This window comes from Pseudomonadota bacterium, from assembly GCA_039028155.1.
In the GTDB taxonomy this organism is placed as follows: Bacteria; Pseudomonadota; Alphaproteobacteria; order SP197; family SP197; genus JANQGO01.
Genome location: JBCCIS010000001.1, coordinates 51691 through 74840 on the forward strand (window position 1 = coordinate 51691; position 23150 = coordinate 74840).

Genomic DNA, 23150 nt, shown 5'->3' on the forward strand with positions numbered 1-23150 from the left:
TTACGATTCGAACCGAGGGCTCGGAGGTGACGGGAGACGGTGATGCGATTGGCGTTCGGTAGGTTCGTTGGGGCGGCACTGGCGCTTTTGGTTCTGCTGCCTGGATGGGCATTGGCGTCCGCCATCCACATCGGCAACGGCGCCGAGCCAGAAAGCCTCGACATTCATCGCTCGTCGGGCGTGTCGGAAGCCAACATCCAGCGCGATCTGTTCGAAGGCTTGGTGACGCTTGGCCCTGACGCCGGTCTGCTGCCCGGAGCGGCCGAGAGCTGGACAGTCAGCGATGACGGCCTGGTCTACACATTCGCCCTGCGTCCCGATGCCCGCTGGTCGAATGATGACCCCGTGACCGCGCACGACTTCGTTTACGCGTTGCGTCGCGGCCTGGCGCCCGCGACGGCCGCCGACTACGCCTTCATTCTCTATCCCATCAACAACGCCGAGGCGATCACGCGCGGCGACATCGATGACATGGATGAGCTCGGCGTTCGCGCCGTCGACGATCTGACGCTTGAGATCACCTTGAAAGCGCCGACGCCCTATTTCCTGGATATGCTGACCCACCAAATGGCGTTCCCGCTGCATCGCGAGAGCGTCGAGGCGCACGGCGATCAATGGACCAAGCCCGGCAACATGGTGTCGAACGGCGCCTACGTCTTGGAGGACTGGGCGCCACAGGATCGCATCAAGCTCAGCAAGAACCCGGCCTTTCACGCCGCCGACGAGGTGCAGATCGAGACGGTCTACTACTACCCGACGGAGGATGTCGGCCAGGAGCTGAAACGCTACCGGGCGGACGAACTCGACATCACCTACGACGTCCCCGCCGATCAGGTCGCCTGGCTCATCGACAATCTGAACGACGAGTTCGAGAACTTCCCCTATCTCGGCACTTACTATTACGCACTTAACACCGCCGCGGCGCCGTTCAACGGCAATCCGGCGCTGCGCCAGGCGTTGAGCCTGGCCATCGACCGCGACCTTCTGACCGAAAAGATCACGCGCGCCGGCGAGGTGCCGGCCTATGCCTTCGTGCCGCCGGGCGTCATGAACTACACGCACCAGGTGCCCGACGTCGCCGCGTTGTCAAAGGAAGAGCGCGAGGCCAAGGCCAAAGCGCTCTACCAAGAAGCCGGCTATTCGTCGGATAACCCGTTGACCGTCGAGATCCTCTACAACACCAGCGACAACCACAAGAAGATCGCCATCGCGATCGCCGCGATGTGGAAACAGGTGCTGGGCGTCGAGGCAACGCTGCGCAACGAGGAATGGAAGGTCTATCTGGCTTCGCGCGACGAAAAGAACTTTGAGGTCGCACGCGCCGGATGGATAGGCGACTACAACGACGCCAACACCTTCCTGGAGCTGTTTTTGTCGGACGCCGGGCCGATGAACACGCCCGGCTTCGCCGACCCTGAGTTCGACGAGCTCGTGCGCGCGGCGGCTTTTCGAACCGATGTCGAGGAACGCGCGGCAATGCTGGCGCAAGCCGAGAACGTGCTGCTGGACGCCGCCGCCCTGATCCCGATCTACCACTACACGACCCAGCACATGGTCAAACCGCATGTCGGGGGCTGGATGAACAACGTCAAAGATGTCCATCCGACGCGCTTCCTGTGGATCGACGAAGAGTCTTGAGCCTACCCAGCAACCACGCGGCCGGCTAAGCGTGTACGCCTATTCGATCCGCCGCCTGATCGGCGCCATCCCGACCGTGTTCGCGGTCATCGTGATTGCCTTTGTCATGATCCGTCTGGCGCCCGGCGGACCCTTCGACAGCGAACGCAGCGTACCACCCGAAATCGCCGCCAACTTGGAAGCTGCCTACAAGTTGGACGCACCACTCAGCGAACAGTTCGTCAGCTATCTCGGTGACCTTCTGACCGGCGATCTCGGCCCGTCGTTTCGCTACAAGGACTTCACCGTTACCGAGCTCCTGTGGTCCGCGTTCCCGGTATCCGCACAACTTGGTCTCGCCGCGATCATCCTCGCGGTCCTCGCCGGCACCGCTGCCGGCGCCTATGCGGCCATGCGCCGCAACACCATGGTCGATGCTGGCGTCATGACGCTGGCCATGACCGGCATCGCGCTACCCAATTTCGTTGTCGCGCCGCTGTTGACGCTCGTGCTCGGCGTTTACCTGAGTTGGCTGCCGGTCGGCGGCTGGGGCGGCCTGGCTCACGCTCTCTTGCCGATCATCGCGCTGGCCCTGCCCCAGATCGCCTATGTCGCCCGGCTGACGCGCGGCAGCATGCTGGAGGTTTTGCGCGCCGACTTCATCCGCACCGCCCGCGCCAAGGGCATGTCCGATGCCCGTATCGTCGCGCACCATGCCTTGAAGGCCGCCGCGCTTCCTGTCGTGTCCTATCTGGGGCCGGCGACGGCGGCGATCATCACCGGCTCCGTCGTCATCGAGCAGATCTTCGGTATTCCGGGCTTGGGCCGCTACTTCGTCCAGGGCGCCTTGAACCGCGACTACACGCTGGTCATGGGTGTTGTGATCTTCTACGCCGTCTTGATCGTGATCCTGAACTTGATCGTCGACCTTCTCTACCCGCTGATTGATCCCAGGGTGCGTTATGACTGACGCCCTGCTTCGGCAGCCGGTCAGGTCGCCGGCCGGTTACGCCTGGGTCCGGCTGCGGCGCAACCGCACCGCCATGCTGGGCGCGACGGTCCTCTTGATCATAGCCGCCGCCTGCATCGTCGGGCCCTGGTTCAGCCCCTTTGCGCTCGACGATGTTGACTGGGACAATCTGCAGACGCCGCCAGATTTCGGTGCCGGTCACCCGTTTGGCACCGACGCGAATGGGCGTGACCTCCTGGTGAGGATCCTGATCGGCGGCAGGATCTCGCTCGCGATCGGCCTTGCCGCCAGCCTGGTCGCCGTCTTGATCGGCGTTACCTGGGGTGCGGTCGCCGGTTACGTCGGCGGGCGGGTCGACGGCATGATGATGCGTGCCGTCGACGTACTCTATGCGCTGCCCTTCATGTTCTTCGTCATCCTGCTGATGGTTTTTTTCGGCCGCGACATCTACCTGCTGTTCGTCGCACTCGGCGCGGTCTCATGGCTCGACATGGCGCGCATTGTGCGGGGCCAGACACTCAGTCTGAAGGAAAAGGACTTCGTCCGCGCCGCGCGCGCGCTCGGCACGCCGCCGCTACGTATCCTGGCTCACCACATCGTGCCCAATGCGCTCGGCCCCGTCGTTGTCTTCGCGACCTTGACGGTGCCACAGGTCATCTTGTTCGAATCGTTCCTGAGCTTTCTGGGTCTGGGTGTTCAGGAACCGATGACAAGCTGGGGCGTGCTGATCAGCGAAGGCGCCGATGTCATGGAGACGGCGCCGTGGATGCTGGTCTGCCCGGCGCTCTTCCTGACCGCCACCCTGTTCAGTCTGAACTTCCTGGGCGATGGTCTGCGCGACGCGCTGGACCCGCGCGACAACTAGACGGAACCCCACCGATCGCGCATCATCACGCGATGACACAAGCAACCAAATCTGTCGGCATCTTCGTCTTCGACGGCGTCGAGCCGCTCGACACGGTCGGTCCGTTCGAAGCCTTTCTGTGCGCCGAAACGGATGATGAAGAAGCGCTCTTCGATGTATTTCTGTTGGCCGAGACCCGCGCGCCGGTGACGGCGACCGGCGGGCTGATCATGACACCGCGGCACGGCTTCGGCGATCTACCATCCCTCGAGATCCTGCTTGTGCCCGGTGGCGCGGGGACGCGCACCCTGACCAAACGTCAGGACATCACATCTTGGCTCAAGCAGCGTCACGCCGAGACCGACCTCACGCTATCTGTCTGCACCGGCGCCCAGGTTCTCGCCGCGGCCGGTCTTCTGAAGGGTCGCAAGGCGACGACCCACTGGGCGACCTATGACTGGCTGCGCGCGATCGAGCCCGATGTCGATGTGCAGGAAGGCGCGCGCTATGTCGACAACGGCGACATCATCTGCTCGTCCGGCGTTTCCGCCGGCATCGATATGGCGCTTTTTGTGATCGAACGACTGCACGGCGCCGATGTCGCGGCACGTGCCGCCCGCAGCATGGAGTACGAGTATTGGCCGCAAGGTCGCGTCGCTTAGCCGCTCCCGCGCTCGTTGCCCTGTTGTCGGGGGTTCCCATTACCGGACACGCAAGCGAGATCGTGTTCGCCTGCATCGATCGCGACACCGCTGTCGAAGTCGCCGAACTGGCCAACGAGTATCACCTGCACGTTCTCGAGGTCGGGCGCGTCACTATCGCCGAACGCCATGGCTTCGGTGAGATGGTCGAGCGTGCCAAGCACCGCGCCGAGGTCGCCCGTGTCTCAGGCGTCTGCGCTTTTAGACCCGTCTTTCCGCACCGCTTTGTCGCGACAATCAGCAGCGGTCCCGAAGACCTGGCCGCCGCCGGCCTGTTGCGTCGGGTGCATGAGGTTGTCGCGCTGGAAAGCGGTGAGACGTTCTACCTGATCGTCATGGAGCAGCGGCCTGCTCAACCCTGACCATCGGCGGATGACAACGCCTCGCGCTGGCCTTCCAGTTCCAGCCAGCGTTCCTCGGCGGCATTGAGTTCGTCGCGGCAGCGCCCCAGTTCCGCACTGACCGCTTCGAACCCGCCGGGATCACGCTGATAGAAATCGGCATCCGCCAGTACGGCCTCGCAACGGGCGATCTGATCTTCAAGATCGCTGATGCGACTCGGCAACATGTCAAGCTCGCGCTGATCCTTATAGGTCAACCGTTGTCGCGGCGCGCCTTGCCGCGGCGATGTCGCCTGCGGTTTGCCGCGCGCGACCGCCTCCGATCGCTCGGTTCGTCCACTCGTGTCCCGTTGCACCAGATAGTCGTCATAGCCGCCGGGGTATTCGTCGACCTTGCCACCGCCTTCCAACACGAGGGTCGACGTCACCAGCCGATCGAGGAAGTCGCGGTCATGGCTGACCAAGAGCACGGTGCCCGGGAAGTCGCTCAGCACTTCCTGCAGGAGATCCAGGGTCTCCATGTCGAGATCGTTTGTCGGCTCGTCCATGACCAGCAGATCGCTGGTCTCAGCGAACAACCGCGCCAACAACAGGCGGCTTCGCTCACCGCCGGAAAGGGTGCGGATCGGCTGGCGCGCCTGGGCTTCGGCAAACAGAAAATCCTTCAGATAGGCGACGACATGGCGTGATTGGCCGCGCACCATCAGGTGATCGCCGCCGCCGGGCTGCAGCACCTGCCACGGCGTCATGTCCGGGTCGAGCTGTTTGCGGCGCTGGTCGAAATAGGTGACGTCCAAACCCTTGGCCAAGCGCAACCGGCCGGAATCCGGCGCCAGGTCACCTGTCAGAAGGCGGATCAGCGTGGTCTTGCCGGCGCCGTTCGGGCCCAGCACACCGACCCGGTCGCCGCGCAGGACCCGTGTCGAGAAGTGAGCGATGATCGTGTGATCACCGTAAGCCTTGGCCAGGTCGATCGCCTCGATCACCAGCCGGCTTTTCGATCCACCGGCCTCGACATCGATCTTGGCGGTCGACTCAACATTGCGTGCCCGTTCGGCCCGTAACTGGCGCAGATCCGCGAGCGCGGCGACCCGTCGTTGGTTGCGTTTGCGACGCGCGGTGACGCCGCGTTCGCGGTACCGCTCTTCCTCGGCGATGCGCCGCTCGATCCTGGCGTCTTCGATCGCTTCGGCCTCGGCGATCTCGTCGGTCCAGGCCTCGAATTGTGAGAAACCCTGGTTGCGCTGACGCAGCGTCCCGCGATCAAGCCACAGCATGGCGCGTGACACGTTGCGCAGGAAGGCGCGGTCATGGCTGACCGTGACGACAGCGCCGGGAAAGCCGTCAAGAAAACCCTCCAGCCAGGTGATAGCGGCGATGTCCAGATGGTTGGTCGGCTCGTCCAGCAGCAAGACATCGGGCTCGGCAACCAAGGCGCGGGCCAGAAAGGCGCGCCTTTGTTCGCCGCCCGAGAGCGTTGCCATATCGCGTTCGCCGCCTAGTCCCAACCGATCGAGAACCGCGTCAGCGCGATAGGCGGCGGCATCGCCGTCAGGCCCGGCGGCGACGAACTGAACGACCGTGCCCCCCAACGGTTCGACGGCCTCCTGATCGACCAAGGCCACGCGTGTCCCCGGCTGCAAGAAGCGTTCACCGCGATCGGGTTCGACACGGCCCGCGAGAATCTTCAGCAAAGTCGACTTGCCGCTGCCGTTGCGCCCAACCAGGCAAAGACGCGCACCCGGCTCCACACCGAAACCGACTCCCTCGAAGAGCGGTTTGTGATCGACAAAAAGCGCGGCATCGCGCAGGGCGAGGATCGGGGCAACCATGGCGCGACGGCATAGCACAGGCAACGACCCGTCCCCAACCGTCGGTGCTTGCCGCGCCCACACGCCGATGACAGGATGCCGCCATGGGGGCGCCGATGACCGAACCAATTCGTGGGTTAACCACTGTCCACTGGGCCGCGGCCTAGCGTGGCGCCCAACCTGGCAGAACGCGGTTGAGCCGCGACGACGCGGTTGCGCGATCCAGCCTGCGCCACGTCTTGTGGAGCCGGCTTTGGATCTATTTCGCGCTGATCTTCTGCGGCGGTATCTGGGGACTGGTGCCGACATTGGCCAAGTCAGCCGTCTCGGACGGCGCCCACCCGTTTGGCCTGACCTGGTGGCAGGCGGTTGGGGGCGGCACCATGGTGCTCCTCATCTCACTTACCCGCGGCAAACGATTGCCGCTCGACCGCCAGCACATCGGCTTCTACGTCTTCTGCGGCATTGCCGGGACCATCGTCCCGACACTCGCGCTTTTTTATTCTGCGCATCACGTTTCCGCCGGGATTGTCGCCGTCTTGATGGCATCGGTCGCGATCGCCGCCTATCCCTTGTCGATCATCTTCGGCATCGACCGCATGCAGCCGGTGCGGGTGCTGGGTCTCTGTCTGGGTCTTGCCGGCGTTGCTATGCTGATCCTGCCCGGCTCCGGCATCGGCGCCGGTGATCCCTTATGGATTGTGATCGCGCTCCTGATCCCTTTCGGCTATGCGGCCGAGAACGTCTTTGTCGCGATCAAGAGCCCGCGTCAGACCGATACGACGACTCTCGTGGCCGGCATGCTGCTGATGGGCGGCGTAATGATTACGCCCGTCGTTATCGCGACCGACACCTGGTACCCCATCACTTGGCCGTTGAACGAGGCCGAGCTGGCGGTGATCGGCATCTTCGTCATTAACGTGCTGAGTTACGTGCTGTTCCTGGCGCTGATCTACGCGGCTGGACCGGTCTTTGCCTCGATGTCCGGTTACTTCTCGGTGCTCACCGGCATCGTCTGGGGCATGGTCTTGCTGGGCGAAGACCACGGCGCCTGGTTCTGGGCAGCGTTGCTCAGCATGCTGGCCGGCATGGCGCTGGTCCGGGAGCGTGCCGTCCATCGCCGGGCCGACACGCCGTGAGCACACCAAGTACGGCAACTGCCGGTTCCAGACGTCTGTGGTTCATTTTTCTGATCTTGCTGAGCGGCGGTTCCTGGAGCCTGGTGTTCTCACTCGGCAAGATCGCTGGAGAAGGTCCCCACCACGCGTTGGGTCTGGCCTTTTGGCAGGGCGTCGGCGGCGGGCTCATGCTGCTCACTTACGCCGCCCTTCGACAGAAGCGTCTTCCACTGGATAGGCGCAGCCTGGGTTTCTATCTGATCTGCGGCATCTTCGGCACCGCCCTGCCGACGACGTTGATCTTCGAGATAGCGCCAGAGGTCGGGGCCGGCACGCTCGCTATCACCATGGCGCTCGTGCCGCTGATAACCTATGGCGCCGCCATCGTGCTCGGCATCGACCGCGGTGCGGCCCTACGCATCACGGGATTGAGCCTGGGTTTCATCGCCGTGTTGTTGCTGATGCTGCCCTCGGCACTCGAAGAAAGCATGGTGGGCTTGCTTTGGCTGCTTTTCGCACTCGCCATCCCCGCCAGCTATTCGACCGAGAACCTGCTTCTCGCCCTGCGCGGCCCCAAGGGTATCGACGCGATCGCGCTGGTCGGCGCCTTTCAGATCGCCGGCGCCGCGCTGCTTTTGCCGATCACGTTGGCGACCGGCACCTTCACCTGGATGGATGGGCCGTGGGGCGATCCGGAATGGGCGGCGCTTGTCATGTTGCTGATCAATGCGCCGAGTTACACGCTCTTCCTCTACGTGCTCCAACGCACAGGGCCTGTGTTTGCCTCTCAGACCACGTACGTCGTCACGGTATTGGGTGTCGTCTGGGGCATGGTCCTGTTCGGGGAAGCACACTCCGCCTGGTTCTGGGGCGCACTCGTGGCGATGATGGCCGGCATCGCGCTGGTGCAAGAACGGAAGGTCGAACGAGACTAGTCGCCCGCACGATCCTCGAGCAGTTCATCCAAGGCGTCCTCATCCTCAGCCTCGATCACGGCCCGCGCGATCTCGATACCGAACCCCTTGCGCGCCAAGGATGCCAGATCGCGTTGACGGCGTTCCTCGCGCGATGCGGGGTCGCGAAACGGGCCGAGGCGGCGGCGACGCGCATAAGCGGCCGCCGCGATCCAGTCGTCGTTCTCCTGCTCGACCTGCGCCAGGGCCGCCGCAATCGTGTCGCCATCGACACCCTTGGCGGCCAGTTTCATGCGGATCGAGCGGGCTGATTCACCGGCGCGTCTGAGCGACAACACCCGCATGTCGGCATAGGCCCGGTCGTCCAGCATACCGGCGCGCTCCAGCTTCGCGACGGTCTCGTCGATCCACTGCTCGGCTTGCGCCTGATCGACATCGGTCTCGCGCGCCGCGCGCCAGACCTTCCGTCGCAAGACGGCCTTCACGTTCTCCGACGAGCTGCTGTAGCGCTCCAGATAATAGACCGCCGCGTTGTAGAGATAGTCAGGCGTGATGCGTCTGGGACGACGGCGGCGGCGTTCGGCCATGTCAGGCGATAACGGGCAGTTTTGCCGGTGTCTGCTGCAGGAACTCCGCGCCGTCTTCGGTGAATACCATCATGTCGATGAACATGGACATGCCGGCCAGATTGGGCAGGTAGAAGTTGGCCTCGTAGTTCGTCGTCATACCGGGCTCGAACACTTCGTCGCCGGGATCGGTGTGGACGTCGTAGTACCACGGCCCGACCCAGTCGGGCGGAAATGACATGCCGAGATCGTAGCCGCCGACCCAGCACTGGTCGTCCCAGATGCCGGCCTCTCGGTAATAGGTCTCGATGGTGTCGAGCAGTTCGCGCACCGGCAGGTTGGGACGTATCACGCCTTCCAGCATCGCCTTCACACCGGTGATGGCGTCTAGATAGCGGTCTACCTCCGGATGCGGTTCACCGATACAGAACGTGCGCGCCATGTTGGTGTGGTAGCGGTTATAGACGCCACACAGATCGATGTTCACGACATCGCCCGCCATGATCTTGCGCCGTGATGCCAGCGCATGCATGCAAGCACTCTTGGCGCCCGACGAGACCGGCATGGTGATAGACGGATTCTCGCCGCCCGCCTGCGCCATCGCACGCACGACTTCGCCATAGACGTCGAGCTCGGTGACGCCGGCGCCGATCGTATCGCGCGCGGCCTGCATGCCGATATCGCCGATGCGCGCGGCGGTGCGGGTATAGGCAATTTCCTGGGGCGACTTGATCTTGCGCACGCCGCCGACGATGTCGGTGCCGTCAACGACGGTCGCGCCCTTGCCTTCCATGAGCGCTTGAAGCATTTCACTGACGCCGCGATTGGGACGGTAGCTAAACATCTCCAGCCCGACGCGCCCCTTCAGCCAACCCTCATCCGCCAGGCCGCCGACGATGAACTCCAGCATGGAGTCCATCGGCTGCGCATCACCGCCGAAGATACGGAGGTCGCGGGAGATTGCGGTGAAGCCGGCCAGGACCTGTTCGTTCTGGACCTCGAAATGGATGAAGTCGTCGGCATCGACATTGACCGCCACCCCGCTGACCGGAAGCCACGCCTTCGGTCCCTGGGCCTGATACCACTCGGCGCGAAAACCGGAGAGGTAACAGATGGCTTCCGGCGAGGTCAGATAGAGCGTGTCGATCGAGGCCGCGGCCATCGCCGCGCGCACCCGCTCCAGCCGGCCACGGTACTCCTCCAACGAAAACACCGTTTCCATCTCCGGCCGGATGAACCGAAGCGTCCGTTCCTTATGGCTCATGGTCTGTGACAACAGCTCCTCCCCTCGTGTTGCGCGCCATCCTAAAGCTGTGGTTGTACGGCAACAAACGCTCGATTCCCGCCAAGCTTTTCGCCATAGTTCGCCGCTTCCGCCGACCCCTCCCTCGGAGACACCACGTGGCGCTTACCCTCGGCATCGATACCGGCGGCACCTACACGGATGCCGTGTTGTTCGACACGGCCACCGGCACCGTCATGGCCAAGGCAAAGTCGCTGACCACCAAACACGACCTGACCGAAGGCGTGCGCGGTGCGGTCGACAAGGTGATCGGCAAGAGCGGCACGGAGATCGGTCTGGTCTCGATCTCGACCACGCTGGCGACCAACGCCATCGTTGAAGGGCAAGGCAGCCCCGCCGCCTTGGTGCTGGTCGGCCATCAGCCGCGCGACCTCGAACGGCCCGACATCGCGAGCGCGCTTGCCCAGGATCCAGCCATCCTGGTTGCCGGCGGCCACGACGCCACTGGCGACGAGACTGCCGAACTGGACCTTGAGAGCGTGCGCGACTTCGCCCAGGCCCAGCAGGGCCGTGTCGCCGCCTTCGCGGTCTCGGCCATGTTCGCCGTTCGCAATCCCGCCCACGAGATCGCCGTGCGCGACCTGATCCGCGCGGAGACCGGTTTGCCGGTAACCTGTGCACACGAACTGAGCTCAAACCTGGATGCGCCACGGCGCGCCCTGACGGCGCTGTTGAACGCACGGCTGATCCCCCTGATCCAGGACCTGATCCTGGCCGTGCGGGGCCTGATGCAGGGTTATGGCATCGCAGCACCCTTGATGGTGGTGAAGGGCGACGGTTCCTTGATCGATGCCGACGTGGCGCTCGTCTCGCCGGTCGAGACGATCATGTCGGGGCCGGCGGCAAGCGTCGTTGGCGCGCGCCAGCTTGCCGGGCTCGACGACGCCTTTGTTTCCGATATCGGCGGCACCACGACCGACGTCGCGTTGGTGACCGAGGGTACGCCGCAGTTGAGCCGCGATGGCGCGGAAGTCGGCGATTTCCGCACCATGGTCGAGGCGGTGTCGGTCCACACCAGCGGGCTTGGCGGCGACAGCGAACTGAACCTGGACGGGCATGGCCGCATGGTCGCCGGCCCGCGCCGCGCGGTGCCGCTCAGCCTGCTCGCCAGCAGTCATCCGGCCGTGCTGCGCGAGATGGAACGCCAGGTCGAGCGCGGCTACGCCAACCAGTGGGACGGCCAGTTCGCGCTTCGCCAGCGCGCACTCGACACCTCGCTCGACACCATGTCGTCGTCGCAGCGGCGCCTGTGGCAGCGGCTGGAAAACGGCCCAGTTTCGCTCGCGGCACTCTACCTGGACGAGACGCCAACCTTGGCGCTGCGCCGCCTGACCGGTCGCGGCCTGGTCATCCTGTCACGCCTGACGCCGAGTGACGCGGCCCATTTGCGCGGGCTTCAGGCAACATGGGACCCGCGCGGCGCCGAACTGGGCGCGACCCTGTGGCTGCGCCAGTGGCAGGCCAGCGGCCACCATGCGCCCGATGATATGGAGAGTTTTTGCGAGGCCGTTTTCGAGACGGTCAGGACCCAGTCCGCACGCGCCCTGCTGGCCTCGGCCGTCGCCGAGGAATACGGCCAAAGTCTGCCCACCGGACGCGCCGCCGAGCTGTTCATCGACCGGCCGCTTTCCGGCGAAACCGGCCGCCTGTTCGCCATGAAGCTGGAGCTGCATCACCCGATCGTCGCGATCGGTGCGCCGGCGGCCGCCTATTACCCGCCGGTCGGCCAACGCCTGGGCACCAGTGTGGTGGTGCCCGAGCACGCCGAAGTCTGCAACGCCGTTGGCGCCGTCGCGGGCGGCGTGACCCAGCGGGTCGACGCCCTGATCACAACGCCGTCCGAAGGCCTCTACCGGTGCCACATGCCCGACAATGTCGCCGACTTTAAGGACCTGGAACGCGCCGCCGAACACGGCATGGCGGTCATTTGCGAGTCTGCCGCCAAGCTAGCCGAGGCGGCCGGTGCCGTGGATGTCACCTTGACGACCCAGCGCGACGACAACGTGGTGCGCGGCTCAGATGGTCTTGAAACCTTCATCGAAAGCCGCCTCAGGGCAACGGCCACCGGTCGCCCGAGACTGAGCAAAACCTGAGAAACACTAGGGTTTTGGGCGATTTCCGGCTTGACACGCCCCTGTCTTTCGACCAGATAAACAGGACTGAATTGGTTCTATATAGATTCGGGTGGAAAAACGATGATCCGCTTGAGCCGCATGGCGGACTATGGGGTAGTGGTGATGACCTATATGGCCCATCGCCGCGACCAGACGATGAGCGCCCATCAGGTCGCCGAAGGCACCGGTTTGCCGGAGCCAGCGGTGGGCAAGCTCTTGAAGATGCTGAGCCGGAGCGATCTGTTGGAATCCCATCGCGGCGCCCGCGGCGGTTATGTGCTTACCGGCGCGCCCGATGATATCACGGTCGCCGATATCGTTACCGCCGTCGAAGGACCGATCGCGCTGACCTTGTGTGTCGATGAGCATCCGGGTAGTTGCGATGTCGAGGCGCTGTGCCCGATGCGCGGCGGCTGGAACCAGATCAACACGGCACTGCGTGAAGCGCTGGAAGGCGTTACCTTGGCGACCATGGCCTATCCGGTGCCGGGCATGTTTACCGATACGACCGGTCGGAACGCACCGGCAAGCGCGCGCTGAACAGGGATTGAGGAGAGACGATGGCCATCCAGGCTGAAACCATCGAGACCGTCAGCGAGGCGACGGACAAGTACAAGTATGGCTTCGTCACCGAGATCGAGATGGATCGGGCCCCCAAGGGGCTCAACGAAGACGTCATCCGTTTCATCTCGGCCAAGAAGAACGAGCCGGAATGGCTGCTGGAATGGCGGCTGAAGGCCTATCACCACTGGCTCACCATGAAGGAGCCGACCTGGGCCGCCGTCGGCTATCCGCCGATCGACTACAACGATGCCTATTACTATTCGGCACCCAAGAGCGATGCCGACCGGCCCAAGAGCCTGGACGAGGTCGACCCGAAGCTCCTGGAGACTTATGAGAAGCTTGGCATTCCCTTGAAGGAGCAGGAGGTCCTGGCCGGCGTCAAGAATGTCGCGATCGACGCCGTCTTCGACAGCGTCTCCGTCGCCACCACCTTCAAGGACCGGCTGGAGAAAGACGGCATCATCTTCTGCTCGATCTCGGAGGCCGTGCAGAACCATCCCGAACTGGTGCGCCAGTACATCGGCTCGGTGGTGCCCTATTCCGACAACTTCTTCGCGACGTTGAACTCGGCTGTCTTCACCGACGGTTCGTTCTGCTACATCCCAAAGGGCGTGCGCTGTCCGATGGAGCTGTCGACCTATTTCCGCATCAACGCCGCGGAGACGGGCCAGTTCGAGCGCACCTTGATCATCGCGGATGAAGGCAGCTATGTGAGCTATTTGGAAGGCTGCACCGCGCCCCAGCGCGACGAGAACCAACTTCATGCCGCCGTAGTCGAGCTGGTCGCGCTGGACGATGCGGAGATCAAGTATTCGACCGTGCAGAACTGGTATCCCGGCGACGAAGACGGCGTTGGCGGCATCTATAACTTCGTCACCAAGCGCGGCGTTTGCGAGAAGCGCGCCAAGATCTCCTGGACCCAGGTCGAGACGGGATCGGCGATCACCTGGAAGTATCCCAGCTGCATCCTGAAGGGCGACGACTCGGTCGGCGAGTTCTATTCCGTCGCCATCACCAACAACCACCAGCAGGCCGATACCGGCACCAAGATGCTGCATATCGGCAAGAACACGCGAAGCCGGATTATCGCCAAGGGCATCTCGGCCGGTAAGTCGCAGAGCACCTATCGCGGCCAAGTCCGCGTCAACGCCATGGCGGCGGGCGCGCGCAACTATACGCAGTGCGATTCACTGTTGATCGGCGACACGTGCGGCGCCCACACGGTGCCCTATATCGAATCGAAGAACCGCGGCGCGCGCATCGAGCACGAAGCGACGACCAGCCGGGTCAGCGAAGACCAACTGTTCTACTGCCGCCAGCGCGGCATCGACGAGGAAGAGGCCCTGACACTGATCGTCAACGGCTTCTGCCGCGAAGTCTTACAGGAGTTGCCGATGGAATTCGCCGTCGAGGCGCAGAAGCTTGTCGGCATAAGTTTAGAAGGTAGCGTCGGTTAGGACGGCGCATGGCAAAGGGGCTTACATACGGTAATGAACATTCTTTCGATCAAGGATCTGCACGCCACCGTCGACGGCCAGGCGATCCTGAACGGTATCGATCTTGAGATCGACGCCGGTGAAGTGCACGCGATCATGGGTCCAAATGGGTCCGGCAAATCGACACTGTCCTATGTGCTTTCAGGGCGCAGCGGCTATGAGGTGACCAAGGGCGAGGTGCTCTATAAGGGTGAAGATCTCTTGGCCATGGAGCCGGAGGAACGCGCCCAGCAGGGCGTTTTCCTGGCCTTCCAGTATCCGGTCGAGATCCCCGGCGTGCCGACGACGTCATTCCTGAAGCAGTCGATCAACGCGATCAGGAAGGCGCGCGGCGAGGATCCGCTTGATGCCATGGAATTCCTGAAGCTTGTGCGAGCCAAGCTGAAGGAGCTCGGCGTCGGCGAAGACATGATCAAGCGCGCGGTCAACACCGGTTTTTCCGGCGGCGAAAAGAAGCGCATGGAAGTGCTGCAGATGGCGCTGCTTGAACCGTCGCTCGCGATTCTGGATGAAACGGATTCCGGTCTCGACATCGACGCGCTGAAGATCGTCGCCGACGGCGTCAACGCCCTGCGTCGCGCCGACCGCGCCATGCTGGTGATCACCCACTATCAGCGCCTGCTCGATTACATCGTGCCCGACCACGTACACGTGCTATCGGCCGGCAAGATCGTGCGCTCAGGCGACAAGTCGCTTGCGCTTGAGCTGGAAGAAAAGGGCTATGCCGACATCGTGTCGGCGGCAGCCTGAGGCTTGGCGATGACGACAAGCGTTCCGTTCATCGAGAACTATAGCGACCTGCGCGCCGGGTTGCCCGGCGCCGGTCTGCCGTGGCTCGACACCTTGCGCGGCACCGGGCTGGACCGCTACGAAGCGCTCGGCCTGCCGACGCCCAAGGTCGAAGACTGGAAGTACACCAATCTTCGTGCGCTGACCGCGCTGACCTTCGCGCGTGCCAGCGGCGATCGGTCGGCCGCCATCGACGATGTGCCGTCGCTCGTCTTCGACGGCGACGTCCACCGCATTGTGCTGGTCAACGGCACCGTCAACGCGGCGCTGAGCGATTTCGACGGCCTGCCGGACGGCCTTTCCGTCCTGCCGTTTGATCAAGCGATCACCCGCGATCCCGGCGCTCTGGAAAGCCATGTCGGTCACGTCGCCGCGCTGGGCCGCAAACCCTTCGTCGCGCTCAACACCGCCTATCTCGATGACGGCCTGGTGATCCGCGTCGCCGCCGGCGCCAAGATCGACGCACCACTACATCTGGCCTTTGTCGGCGCGGCGGGCGACGAGCATCTGGTCTGGCATCCCAGGCTCCTGATCGTCGTCGAGGAGGGCGCCAGCGCGACCATTGTCGAGACCCATAGCGGCGCCGGTTCCTACTTCTCCAATGGCGTCAGCGAAGTCACGGTCGGCCGCGACGGCGGCCTGCATCACCTGAAGATCCAGGACGAAGCGGCGGCGGCGTTCCACATTGCCGCGATCGAAGCCCGTGTCAGCGCGCGCGCGTCCTATGAGAGCTTCATTCTGTCGACTGGCGCGGCGCTGTCGCGCAATCAGATCAGTGTGCTGCTGGCCGAGGAAGAAGCACGGTGCCGGGTCAACGGCGCCTATCTGATGCGCGGCAATCAGCATGTCGACACGACAAGCGTCATCGATCATGCGGTGCCCAACTGCACGACCAACGAAGTCTACAAGGGCGTCTTGGACGATAAGGCGCGCGCAGTCTTCCAGGGCAAGATCATCGTCCGCAAGGACGCCCAGCACACCGAAGGCCACCAGCTCAACAAGACGCTGCTGCTGTCGGACCGCGCAGAGATCGACGCCAAGCCTGAGCTGGAGATCTATGCCGACGATGTCGCTTGCGGCCACGGCGCGACGACCGGAGAGATCGATGAGAACGCGCTCTTCTATCTGCGTTCGCGCGGCATCGATGCAGAGATAGCCCGTTCGATGCTGATCGACGCCTTCGTTGACGAGGCGCTACAGGAAATCAGCCGCGAGGACTTGCACGACACGTTCCGCGCCACCGTCGCGGCGTGGCAGAAAGGCGGGCTGTCATGAGCAAGGCCGCCGTCTCGAACCCACTCGCCAACGCACCGCTGGATATCGCGCGTATCCGCAAGGACTTTCCGATCCTCTCACGCGAGGTCTATGGCAAACCGCTGGTGTTCCTGGACAGCGCCGCAAGCGCGCAGAAGCCGCAGGTCGTCATCGATGCCGAACGGCATTGTTATGAAGAGGAGTACGCCAACGTTCATCGCGGCGTTTACTACCTAAGCCAGATGGCGACGGAGAAGTTCGAGGCAACGCGCACGCGCGTCCGCGAGTTTATAAACGCGGCAAGCGACGACGAAATCGTCTTTACCCGCGGCGGCACCGAAGCGGTCAACCTGGTGGCGTCGAGTTACGCGCGCCACCACCTGGAGCCCGGCGACGAGATCCTGATTTCCGAACTGGAGCACCATTCCAACATCGTGCCGTGGCAATTGGCCGCCGAGGAAAAGGCTCTCACCATCGTGCCGATCCCGATCCTGGACGACGGTCAGATCGATATGGCGGCCTATCGCGACGCGCTAGGGCCACGCAGCAAGATCGTCGCCATCACCCAGATGTCGAATGCGCTGGGCGTCGTGACGCCGATCCACGAGATCATCCGCCTGGCGCATGACGCTGGCGCGAAGGTGCTGGTCGATGGCTGCCAGGCGATCACCCACAGTCATGTCGACGTGCAGGACCTTGACTGCGATTTCTACGTCTTTTCCGGCCACAAGATTTACGGGCCGACCGGCGCTGGCGCGCTGTACGCCAAGGCCGAGCTGCTCGACATGATGGCGCCCTATCAGGGCGGTGGCGAGATGATCGCGCGGGTGTCGCTGCAGAAATCGACGTTCAAGAACGGCGCCGCGAAGTTCGAGGCCGGCACGCCGGCCATCGCCCAGGTGATCGCGCTGAAGGCCGCACTCGATTATGTCGCCGATCTCGGCATGGACCGCATCGCCGATCACGAGCACATGCTGCTGGAGTACGCCACCGACCGCCTGTCGGCGGTCGACGGTCTGAGGATCTATGGCACGGCGCCGGCCAAGGCGAGCATCGTTTCGTTCACGCTCGACGGCGTTCACCCTCACGATATCGGCACCATCGTCGACCGCGAAGGCGTCGCGGTCCGGGTCGGCCACCATTGCGCGCAGCCAGTCATGCAGCGCTTCGATATCGCGGCGACGGTGCGGGCCTCGTTCGGGCTCTACAACACGACCGACGATATCGACCGTCTGGCCGAAGCTCTGGGCGCGGTTAAGGAGATGTTCGGCTGATGGATGAGCTGCGCGAACTCTACCAGGAGGTCATCCTGGACCATGGCCGCAACCCCCGGAACTTCGGCCATCCGCCGTCGTGCAACCGGCAGGCGGACGGCGACAACCCGCTATGCGGCGACCAACTGACGGTCTACCTGAACGTCAGTGATGACGGCATCGTCGAGCATGTCGCCTTCGAGGGACGCGGATGCGCGATTTCCATGGCATCGGCATCGATGATGACCGAGCTGGTCAAAGGCAAGACGGCGGCCGAGGCCGAGGCTCTGTTCGAGAAGTTTCATCATCTTGTGACCGACGACACGGTCGATCTGGACATGGCGGCGGAAGATGAGGACCTGGAGAAGCTGGTCGTGCTCTCCGGCGTTCGGCAATTCCCCATGCGGGTCAAGTGTGCCACCTTGCCCTGGCATACCATGACCGCCGCGATTGACGGCAAGGGAACGGTGACGACGGAGTGATCATGGACGAAACCCGCACCCAGCCAGGCGCACCGACGCCCACACCCGATCCAGCGCCCGCGCCCCGCCCCGCCGAAGACGCGGCGCCGGCGCCCGCGATGGGCGAGAAGGCCCATGAAAGCTGGACGCCCGACGACGCAGCCGATCCGACCAAGATCGAGCAGCAGGAGGGCGAACCGCTGATCAGCGACATCGTCGATGCGATACGCACGGTCTTCGATCCTGAGATTCCGGTGAACATCTACGATCTCGGCCTGATTTATGCCATCGATTCGCGTCAGGATGGTTCTGTGAAGGTCGAGATGACCCTGACCGCGCCGGGTTGTCCTGTCGCCGAGGAGATACCGATTTGGGTACGCGACGCCGTCGCGACCGTGGAAGGCACGACCGATATCGATGTCGAGATTGTCTGGGACCCGCCGTGGGACCCCTCGATGTTGTCGGAATATGCTAAGATAGAACTCGGGCTGTTTTAGGCCCTTTAGGGAGCGGAACGAGGACCATGTTTGGAAGTCCCGACAGCAAACTCTTTACCTTGACCGACAAGGCCGCTGAGCGCGCCAAGGTCTTGCTCGCCCAGAACGATCAAGCGATCGGTCTGAAAGTCGGCATCAAAACAGCTGGCTGTAGCGGTTTCTCCTACACCATGGACTATGCCGAGGAAGTGACCGGCAAGGAGGACGTGGTTGAGGAAAAGGGCATCAAGATCCTGATCGATCCGACCGCGACCATGTTTCTGATCGGTACCGAACTGGACTGGCACGAGGACAAGCTTGAATCCCGCTTCGTCTTCAACAATCCCAACGCCAAAGGCATGTGCGGCTGCGGCGAATCCTTCACGGTTTGATCCGACGACATAACCCCATGGGCGCGCCTCAGAGGTTCACGCGTATGAACATCAGGCGGATTGTCACAGTACTGGCGGTGTTCCTTAGCGTAGCGATCACCGCGGAGGCGCGCGCGCTTTCCGAATCCGATCAGGCGCTCTACGCCCAGGCATTCGAGGAAGTCGAGGCGGGCAATTGGCAGGACGCCTATGGCTTGGCCGCGCGCGCCAACGACCAGCGCCTGGCCGAGGTCATCTATTGGCTCGACCTGCAGGACCGTGAGACCGAGGAATCGTTCAGCGAAATTCTCGGTTTCATGCTGGATCATCCCGACTGGCCGCGGCTGACGACCTTGCGCGGTATCGCGGAAGAAGCGATGCCGCATGACCTGCCGGCGAGCGATGTCATTGCCTACTTCACGGCATACCCGCCGGTCGAGACCGCCGGCATCGTACGCTACGGCTTGGCGCTGATCCGCAGCGGTCAGGATGCCGAGGCGACAGCCCTGGTTCAAACGGCCTGGATCGAGGACGACTTTTCGGCAGCGGAAGAAGCCGACTTCCTGAAGTACTTCAGGTCACGCCTGACGCTGGACGATCACCTTGCGCGGCTGGATCGCCTGTTGTGGGAAGGCAAGACGATCTCCGCCAAGCGCATGCTGAACCGCGTCGGACAGGACGAGGCCGCGCTGGCTTTCGCGCGCATCACGCTGCGGTCGGGCGAGCCGGGCGTCGATGGGGCGATCAACCGCGTGCCTTCTGAATTGCACGATGATCCCGGCTTGATCTTCGAACGGCTGCGTTGGCGCCGAATCAAGGGGTTTGATGATTCGGCGGCCGAGCTGCTGATGCCCTCGCCCGACGAACTCGTCTACCCCGACCTTTGGGCGCGCGAGCGTTTGATCCTTGCGCGGCGTTACCTCGATAACGGCGATGCGGCGACCGCCTATCGCCTGCTGGCCGACCACGCCAACATCAACGGCGCGTTCCATCACGAGGTCGATTGGCTGGCCGGGTGGGTGGCGCTTCGCAAGCTCGACCAGCCGGCGGTCGCGCTTGATCATTTCATGACCTTCTATGACGGCGTCGGCTATCCGATCAGCCGCTCGCGCGGCGCCTATTGGGCTGGCCGTGCGTCAGAGGCCATGGGCGACATGGAACAGGCCCGCGTCTGGTACGACCTGGCCGCCGACCATGGCAATACGTTCTATGGCCAGCTCGCCGCCGAGAAGCTTGATGTCGCGCCGCGCTTCGCCGAAGTGCCGCAACCCACCGAGTCCGAGACGAACGCCTTTGCCGCCGATGAACTGGTGTCGCTGGTGCGCCTGCTGGACGAGGTCGGCGCGCGCGATCAGGTTCGCCGCTTTCTGCTGCACATTGGCGATCGCGCGGATTCGCCGGCCACGCTGCATTTGAGCGCGCAACTGGCCCTGGTACTGGGCCGCCCCGATCTTGCCGTCAGCATTGCCAAGGCCGGCGTCCGGCGCGGCACCATTCTGGTCTATGCCGGCTATCCGATGATCGACCTGCCAACCGAGTCGGCCGTCGATCCAGCACTGACGCTTGCGGTCATCCGACAGGAAAGCTCATTCAATCCCGGTGCTATCAGCTCCGCCGGCGCGCGCGGCCTGATGCAACTGATGCCGGCGACCGCACAGGGCGTTGCCGACGACCTCGGCATCTATCACACGCGCGGCAAGCTCACGAGTGATCCCCTCCACAACATGCGTCTGGGCACCGCCTACATGGCCGAACTACTGGATGCCCAGGGCGGCTCCTATGTCCGCGCCATCGCCGCCTATAACGCCGGTCCGTCGCGCGTCTACCGCTGGATCAACGAGTACGGCGATCCCACGTCGCCCGACATCGATATCATCGACTGGATCGAACAGATCCCGTTCAGCGAGACCCGCAACTACGTACAACGCGTGCTGGAAGCCCTTGTCGTCTATCGCGTCCTGCACGGTGTCCAAACCGCCAGCCTGAACGACTCACTGACCGGCCACTGCGCCGCAATGTGTTAGGAGGGAGCGCTACGCTCGCTCGATACGGCCGGCATAGCAGCCCTGCTTGGCATTGTGGGCGTGGATGTAGGATGTCCTGGGGTTCTCGAACAATCGCTCGATGGTCGGCTTGACCTCATCACCAAAGGCCAGATCAGCCTCGACCAGCATGCCCATGGCATCAAACGCGCGCAGTGACTGCGGATAGTCACGCATGACGTCGGGCACGTCGTTCTCGCCGACATAGGACTGCTCGGCACCCTCCAGCACATAGATTGCGTGGGTTGCCCGATAGGGCGTGTCCGCCGGCTGGCTGACATGGTTGAGCAGCAGAACCGATTCGCCGGGTCTGGCGTTGCGCATTTCGATGCGGTCGGTGTAGGCGTTCACCTCATCGGCGACATAGCGTTTGACGCCACGCCGCGCGAGCTCATCGTCGGAAAGGCCGTAGAGATGCCGGAACGGCTCGGCTGACAGGCCGATGATACGAAAACCCATGATCGTTACTCCGCAAGCAAGGGAGTCAACGATCTAGGGTCCCGGGCCCCATGAGGCCACCCGGTTCTTGCTGCGACGGAAGGCGATGTCTATCCGCCGCCGACCACCTTCGCCCATGGCGACATGATGAACGCGGCACCGTCGTGGGTGCCGTTGTGGTTGTCGCAGACGGCGTTCGGACAGGCATAGAGAGTCGGATTGACCGCATAGGGCAAATCGACCGTGGCGTGCCGGTCGGCAAGCGCCAGACGAACAGACTCATCAAGCCGGGTGTCGACAGCGATGGCGGCCTCGGCGCTAACGTCGATGCGCGGTTGATGGAACGCGCGGTCGAGATCCCAGCCGAAATCGCTGACGAAGGAGATCAACTGGAAAACCGACGCCATGATCCGCCGGCCGCCCGAGGCCCCCAACCCCATCAAGCCGGAACCGTCGGCACGCGTCACGATGGTCGGTGTCATGTTGCTCAAGGGACGCTTACCCGGAGCCATGCTGTTCGGGCGGCCCGGCCGCGGGTCGAACCACATGATGCCGTTGTTCATCAGGATACCGGTACCCGGCAGCATGACGCGGCTGCCGAAGACCGACAGCAGGGTCTGGGTCAGGGCGACGATACTGCCGTCGCGGTCGATGACGGTGAAATGCGTGGTGCAGCTTTCGCCTGCCTTGTCGCTGTCGCCGAGCGTCGCAAAGCGTTGCTCGTAGGCGCCCTCCATGGCGGCCGCGTAGGCCAGATAGGCATCGGCATCCGGTGCTTCACCGGGCGTCCATAAGGCCTCCAGCCGCTGGAAGCTATCCTGCAAGGTCGGGCCGGCGTTAAGGCCGGGCGGCACGTTGATGGTGACATCACGATAGCTGCTCTGCACCGCCGCACCGGCGTTTGCCTGATACCCGGCGAGATCCTCAGCCGCCAGGCTCCCGCCCATGGCCGCCATGTCACTGGCAATCGACGCGGCAATATCGCCCCGGTAGAAATCGTCAGGCCCGGCCTCGGCCAGGCGTTTAAGGGTCGCGAGATAAGCGTCGTTGCGCCGTGTCGTCAGATCCGCCGCGTTCAGGCTGATCGCGGGCAACCCATCGGGCAGGAAGAAGTCGCGTGAGGCCGGGTACTTGGCGAGACCGGGCGCCTCGAGCGCAATCCTCAAGGTCGCGTACCAGTCGATCTTCATGCCACGCTCTGCCAGCGCGATCGCCGGACTCAAGACATCCGACCAGCTCATGGTGCCGAACTTATCGAGCGCCAGAGCGTGGCCGGCGACGACGCTGGGCACGCCGATCGATAGCGGCCCCTGCACGTTGCAATCGTCGACGACACGCGGCCAGCCGAACAGGTCGGCATCGGTGTCCTGGCCGACCTCGAGCGGATAGGCGGCGGGGTCGAGCCCAAGCGGCGAGCGTGTGCCGAAGTCAACCGCGTAGGTCCGTTTGGTCTTGGCGTCGTGAAACACCATATAGCCGCACCCACCCAGACCGCTCATCCACGGTTCGGCGACACCGATCGCCATGCCGGTGGCGATGGCCGCATCGACCGCGTTACCCCCGGCATCAAGCACCGCCGCGCCGATTTCCGAGGCCTCATGGTGATGGCTCGCCACCAGACCACCGGCTGAGCGGACGGCAGGTTTGGTGACGGTCCAGGTTTCGTCGATCGATACAGACATGGCGGGCTCCCCTCAAACGATGTTG

Annotated in this window: 22 protein-coding genes; 17 read left to right on the forward strand and 5 right to left on the reverse strand. The window is 63.6% G+C overall.

Annotation, left to right across the window (positions count from 1 at the left end; translation table 11 throughout):
- Positions 1–42: 42 nt before the first annotated feature.
- From AAF563_00275 to AAF563_00295, 5 genes are read left to right on the forward strand one after another with little or no spacing between them, the layout of a single operon-like run.
- Positions 43–1638, forward strand: a complete 1596-nt coding sequence (locus AAF563_00275) for a peptide ABC transporter substrate-binding protein (GenBank protein MEM7119675.1) — start codon at positions 43–45, stop codon at positions 1636–1638.
- A 31-nt stretch (positions 1639–1669) separates the two neighbouring features.
- The gene (gene oppB, locus AAF563_00280; protein ID MEM7119676.1) at positions 1670–2587 is read left to right on the forward strand and encodes an oligopeptide ABC transporter permease OppB; all 918 of its coding nucleotides are present in this window, start codon (positions 1670–1672) and stop codon (positions 2585–2587) included.
- Positions 2580–3452 carry an ABC transporter permease subunit gene (locus AAF563_00285; protein MEM7119677.1) on the forward strand — a complete coding sequence of 291 codons (873 nt, stop codon included), beginning with the start codon at positions 2580–2582 and terminating at the stop codon, positions 3450–3452. Before oppB ends, AAF563_00285 begins: the two co-directional genes overlap by 8 nt.
- Before the next feature lie 32 nt (positions 3453–3484).
- Positions 3485–4093 (forward strand): DJ-1/PfpI family protein, encoded by a 609-nt coding sequence (locus AAF563_00290; protein ID MEM7119678.1) that lies wholly within the window; start codon positions 3485–3487, stop codon positions 4091–4093.
- A gap of 23 nt (positions 4094–4116) precedes the next feature.
- Complete coding sequence (locus AAF563_00295) at positions 4117–4494, forward strand: hypothetical protein (GenBank protein MEM7119679.1); 378 nt, start codon at positions 4117–4119, stop codon at positions 4492–4494.
- Here the strand turns inward: AAF563_00295 and AAF563_00300 are convergent.
- On the reverse strand, positions 4485–6305 hold the full coding sequence (locus AAF563_00300; protein MEM7119680.1) for an ATP-binding cassette domain-containing protein: 1821 nt from the start codon (positions 6303–6305) through the stop codon (positions 4485–4487). The genes AAF563_00295 and AAF563_00300 overlap by 10 nt on opposite strands.
- A 173-nt stretch (positions 6306–6478) precedes the next feature.
- Between AAF563_00300 and AAF563_00305 the strand changes: the two genes are divergently transcribed.
- Together AAF563_00305 and AAF563_00310 are read left to right on the forward strand one after the other, a co-directional pair.
- Positions 6479–7423 carry a DMT family transporter gene (locus AAF563_00305; GenBank protein MEM7119681.1) on the forward strand — a complete coding sequence of 315 codons (945 nt, stop codon included), beginning with the start codon at positions 6479–6481 and terminating at the stop codon, positions 7421–7423.
- Positions 7420–8337: a DMT family transporter gene (locus AAF563_00310; protein ID MEM7119682.1), complete on the forward strand. Its 918-nt coding sequence runs from the start codon at positions 7420–7422 to the stop codon at positions 8335–8337. Before AAF563_00305 ends, AAF563_00310 begins: the two co-directional genes overlap by 4 nt.
- Here the strand turns inward: AAF563_00310 and AAF563_00315 are convergent.
- Together AAF563_00315 and AAF563_00320 are read right to left on the reverse strand one after the other, a co-directional pair.
- Positions 8334–8903 carry a regulatory protein RecX gene (locus AAF563_00315; protein ID MEM7119683.1) on the reverse strand — a complete coding sequence of 190 codons (570 nt, stop codon included), beginning with the start codon at positions 8901–8903 and terminating at the stop codon, positions 8334–8336. The genes AAF563_00310 and AAF563_00315 overlap by 4 nt on opposite strands.
- Position 8904: 1 nt before the next feature.
- The gene (locus AAF563_00320) at positions 8905–10158 is read right to left on the reverse strand and encodes a Xaa-Pro peptidase family protein (GenBank protein ID MEM7119684.1); all 1254 of its coding nucleotides are present in this window, start codon (positions 10156–10158) and stop codon (positions 8905–8907) included.
- Positions 10159–10283: 125 nt separating this feature from the next.
- Between AAF563_00320 and AAF563_00325 the strand changes: the two genes are divergently transcribed.
- The 10 genes from AAF563_00325 to AAF563_00370 all read left to right on the forward strand — a co-directional run bounded on the left by AAF563_00325 (position 10284) and on the right by AAF563_00370 (position 20987).
- On the forward strand, positions 10284–12278 hold the full coding sequence (locus AAF563_00325) for a hydantoinase/oxoprolinase family protein (protein ID MEM7119685.1): 1995 nt from the start codon (positions 10284–10286) through the stop codon (positions 12276–12278).
- 102 nt (positions 12279–12380) lie between these two features.
- A complete protein-coding gene (locus AAF563_00330) occupies positions 12381–12839 on the forward strand; it encodes an SUF system Fe-S cluster assembly regulator (GenBank protein ID MEM7119686.1) in 459 nt (152 codons plus the stop codon).
- A 20-nt stretch (positions 12840–12859) separates the two neighbouring features.
- Entirely contained in the window at positions 12860–14320 is a 1461-nt protein-coding gene (gene sufB, locus AAF563_00335) for a Fe-S cluster assembly protein SufB (GenBank protein ID MEM7119687.1), read from the forward strand.
- Positions 14321–14359: 39 nt separating this feature from the next.
- Positions 14360–15109 (forward strand): Fe-S cluster assembly ATPase SufC, encoded by a 750-nt coding sequence (gene sufC, locus AAF563_00340; protein ID MEM7119688.1) that lies wholly within the window; start codon positions 14360–14362, stop codon positions 15107–15109.
- Between the two features lie 9 nt (positions 15110–15118).
- On the forward strand, positions 15119–16423 hold the full coding sequence (gene sufD / locus AAF563_00345; protein MEM7119689.1) for a Fe-S cluster assembly protein SufD: 1305 nt from the start codon (positions 15119–15121) through the stop codon (positions 16421–16423).
- Positions 16420–17676: a cysteine desulfurase gene (locus AAF563_00350; protein MEM7119690.1), complete on the forward strand. Its 1257-nt coding sequence runs from the start codon at positions 16420–16422 to the stop codon at positions 17674–17676. Before sufD ends, AAF563_00350 begins: the two co-directional genes overlap by 4 nt.
- On the forward strand, positions 17676–18137 hold the full coding sequence (gene sufU / locus AAF563_00355; GenBank protein ID MEM7119691.1) for a Fe-S cluster assembly sulfur transfer protein SufU: 462 nt from the start codon (positions 17676–17678) through the stop codon (positions 18135–18137). Before AAF563_00350 ends, sufU begins: the two co-directional genes overlap by 1 nt.
- A 2-nt stretch (positions 18138–18139) precedes the next feature.
- Entirely contained in the window at positions 18140–18613 is a 474-nt protein-coding gene (locus AAF563_00360; GenBank protein ID MEM7119692.1) for a DUF59 domain-containing protein, read from the forward strand.
- 26 nt (positions 18614–18639) lie between these two features.
- Positions 18640–18984: an iron-sulfur cluster assembly accessory protein gene (locus AAF563_00365; GenBank protein ID MEM7119693.1), complete on the forward strand. Its 345-nt coding sequence runs from the start codon at positions 18640–18642 to the stop codon at positions 18982–18984.
- A 44-nt stretch (positions 18985–19028) separates the two neighbouring features.
- The gene (locus tag AAF563_00370) at positions 19029–20987 is read left to right on the forward strand and encodes a lytic transglycosylase domain-containing protein (protein MEM7119694.1); all 1959 of its coding nucleotides are present in this window, start codon (positions 19029–19031) and stop codon (positions 20985–20987) included.
- Positions 20988–20996: 9 nt separating this feature from the next.
- Here AAF563_00370 and AAF563_00375 read toward each other — a convergent pair whose 3' ends face one another.
- Together AAF563_00375 and AAF563_00380 are read right to left on the reverse strand one after the other, a co-directional pair.
- Positions 20997–21464, reverse strand: a complete 468-nt coding sequence (locus tag AAF563_00375; protein ID MEM7119695.1) for a DUF1203 domain-containing protein — start codon at positions 21462–21464, stop codon at positions 20997–20999.
- Positions 21465–21553: 89 nt separating this feature from the next.
- The gene (locus tag AAF563_00380; protein MEM7119696.1) at positions 21554–23125 is read right to left on the reverse strand and encodes a gamma-glutamyltransferase; all 1572 of its coding nucleotides are present in this window, start codon (positions 23123–23125) and stop codon (positions 21554–21556) included.
- Between the last annotated feature and the right edge of the window lie 25 nt (positions 23126–23150).

What these genes read in the sequence shown, in the direction of transcription:
- AAF563_00315 (MEM7119683.1), bottom strand. Translation starts at nt 8,903, where the DNA reads ATGGCCGAACGCCGCCGCCGTCGTCCCAGACGCATCACGCCTGACTAT.
- AAF563_00285 (MEM7119677.1), top strand. Translation starts at nt 2,580, where the DNA reads ATGACTGACGCCCTGCTTCGGCAGCCGGTCAGGTCGCCGGCCGGTTAC.
- AAF563_00370 (MEM7119694.1), top strand. Translation starts at nt 19,029, where the DNA reads ATGAACATCAGGCGGATTGTCACAGTACTGGCGGTGTTCCTTAGCGTA.
- AAF563_00375 (MEM7119695.1), bottom strand. Translation starts at nt 21,464, where the DNA reads ATGGGTTTTCGTATCATCGGCCTGTCAGCCGAGCCGTTCCGGCATCTC.
- AAF563_00290 (MEM7119678.1), top strand. Translation starts at nt 3,485, where the DNA reads ATGACACAAGCAACCAAATCTGTCGGCATCTTCGTCTTCGACGGCGTC.
- AAF563_00365 (MEM7119693.1), top strand. Translation starts at nt 18,640, where the DNA reads ATGTTTGGAAGTCCCGACAGCAAACTCTTTACCTTGACCGACAAGGCC.
- AAF563_00380 (MEM7119696.1), bottom strand. Translation starts at nt 23,125, where the DNA reads ATGTCTGTATCGATCGACGAAACCTGGACCGTCACCAAACCTGCCGTC.
- AAF563_00350 (MEM7119690.1), top strand. Translation starts at nt 16,420, where the DNA reads ATGAGCAAGGCCGCCGTCTCGAACCCACTCGCCAACGCACCGCTGGAT.
- sufB (MEM7119687.1), top strand. Translation starts at nt 12,860, where the DNA reads ATGGCCATCCAGGCTGAAACCATCGAGACCGTCAGCGAGGCGACGGAC.
- sufU (MEM7119691.1), top strand. Translation starts at nt 17,676, where the DNA reads ATGGATGAGCTGCGCGAACTCTACCAGGAGGTCATCCTGGACCATGGC.
- sufD (MEM7119689.1), top strand. Translation starts at nt 15,119, where the DNA reads ATGACGACAAGCGTTCCGTTCATCGAGAACTATAGCGACCTGCGCGCC.
- AAF563_00275 (MEM7119675.1), top strand. Translation starts at nt 43, where the DNA reads ATGCGATTGGCGTTCGGTAGGTTCGTTGGGGCGGCACTGGCGCTTTTG.
- AAF563_00360 (MEM7119692.1), top strand. Translation starts at nt 18,140, where the DNA reads ATGGACGAAACCCGCACCCAGCCAGGCGCACCGACGCCCACACCCGAT.
- AAF563_00330 (MEM7119686.1), top strand. Translation starts at nt 12,381, where the DNA reads ATGATCCGCTTGAGCCGCATGGCGGACTATGGGGTAGTGGTGATGACC.
- AAF563_00300 (MEM7119680.1), bottom strand. Translation starts at nt 6,305, where the DNA reads ATGGTTGCCCCGATCCTCGCCCTGCGCGATGCCGCGCTTTTTGTCGAT.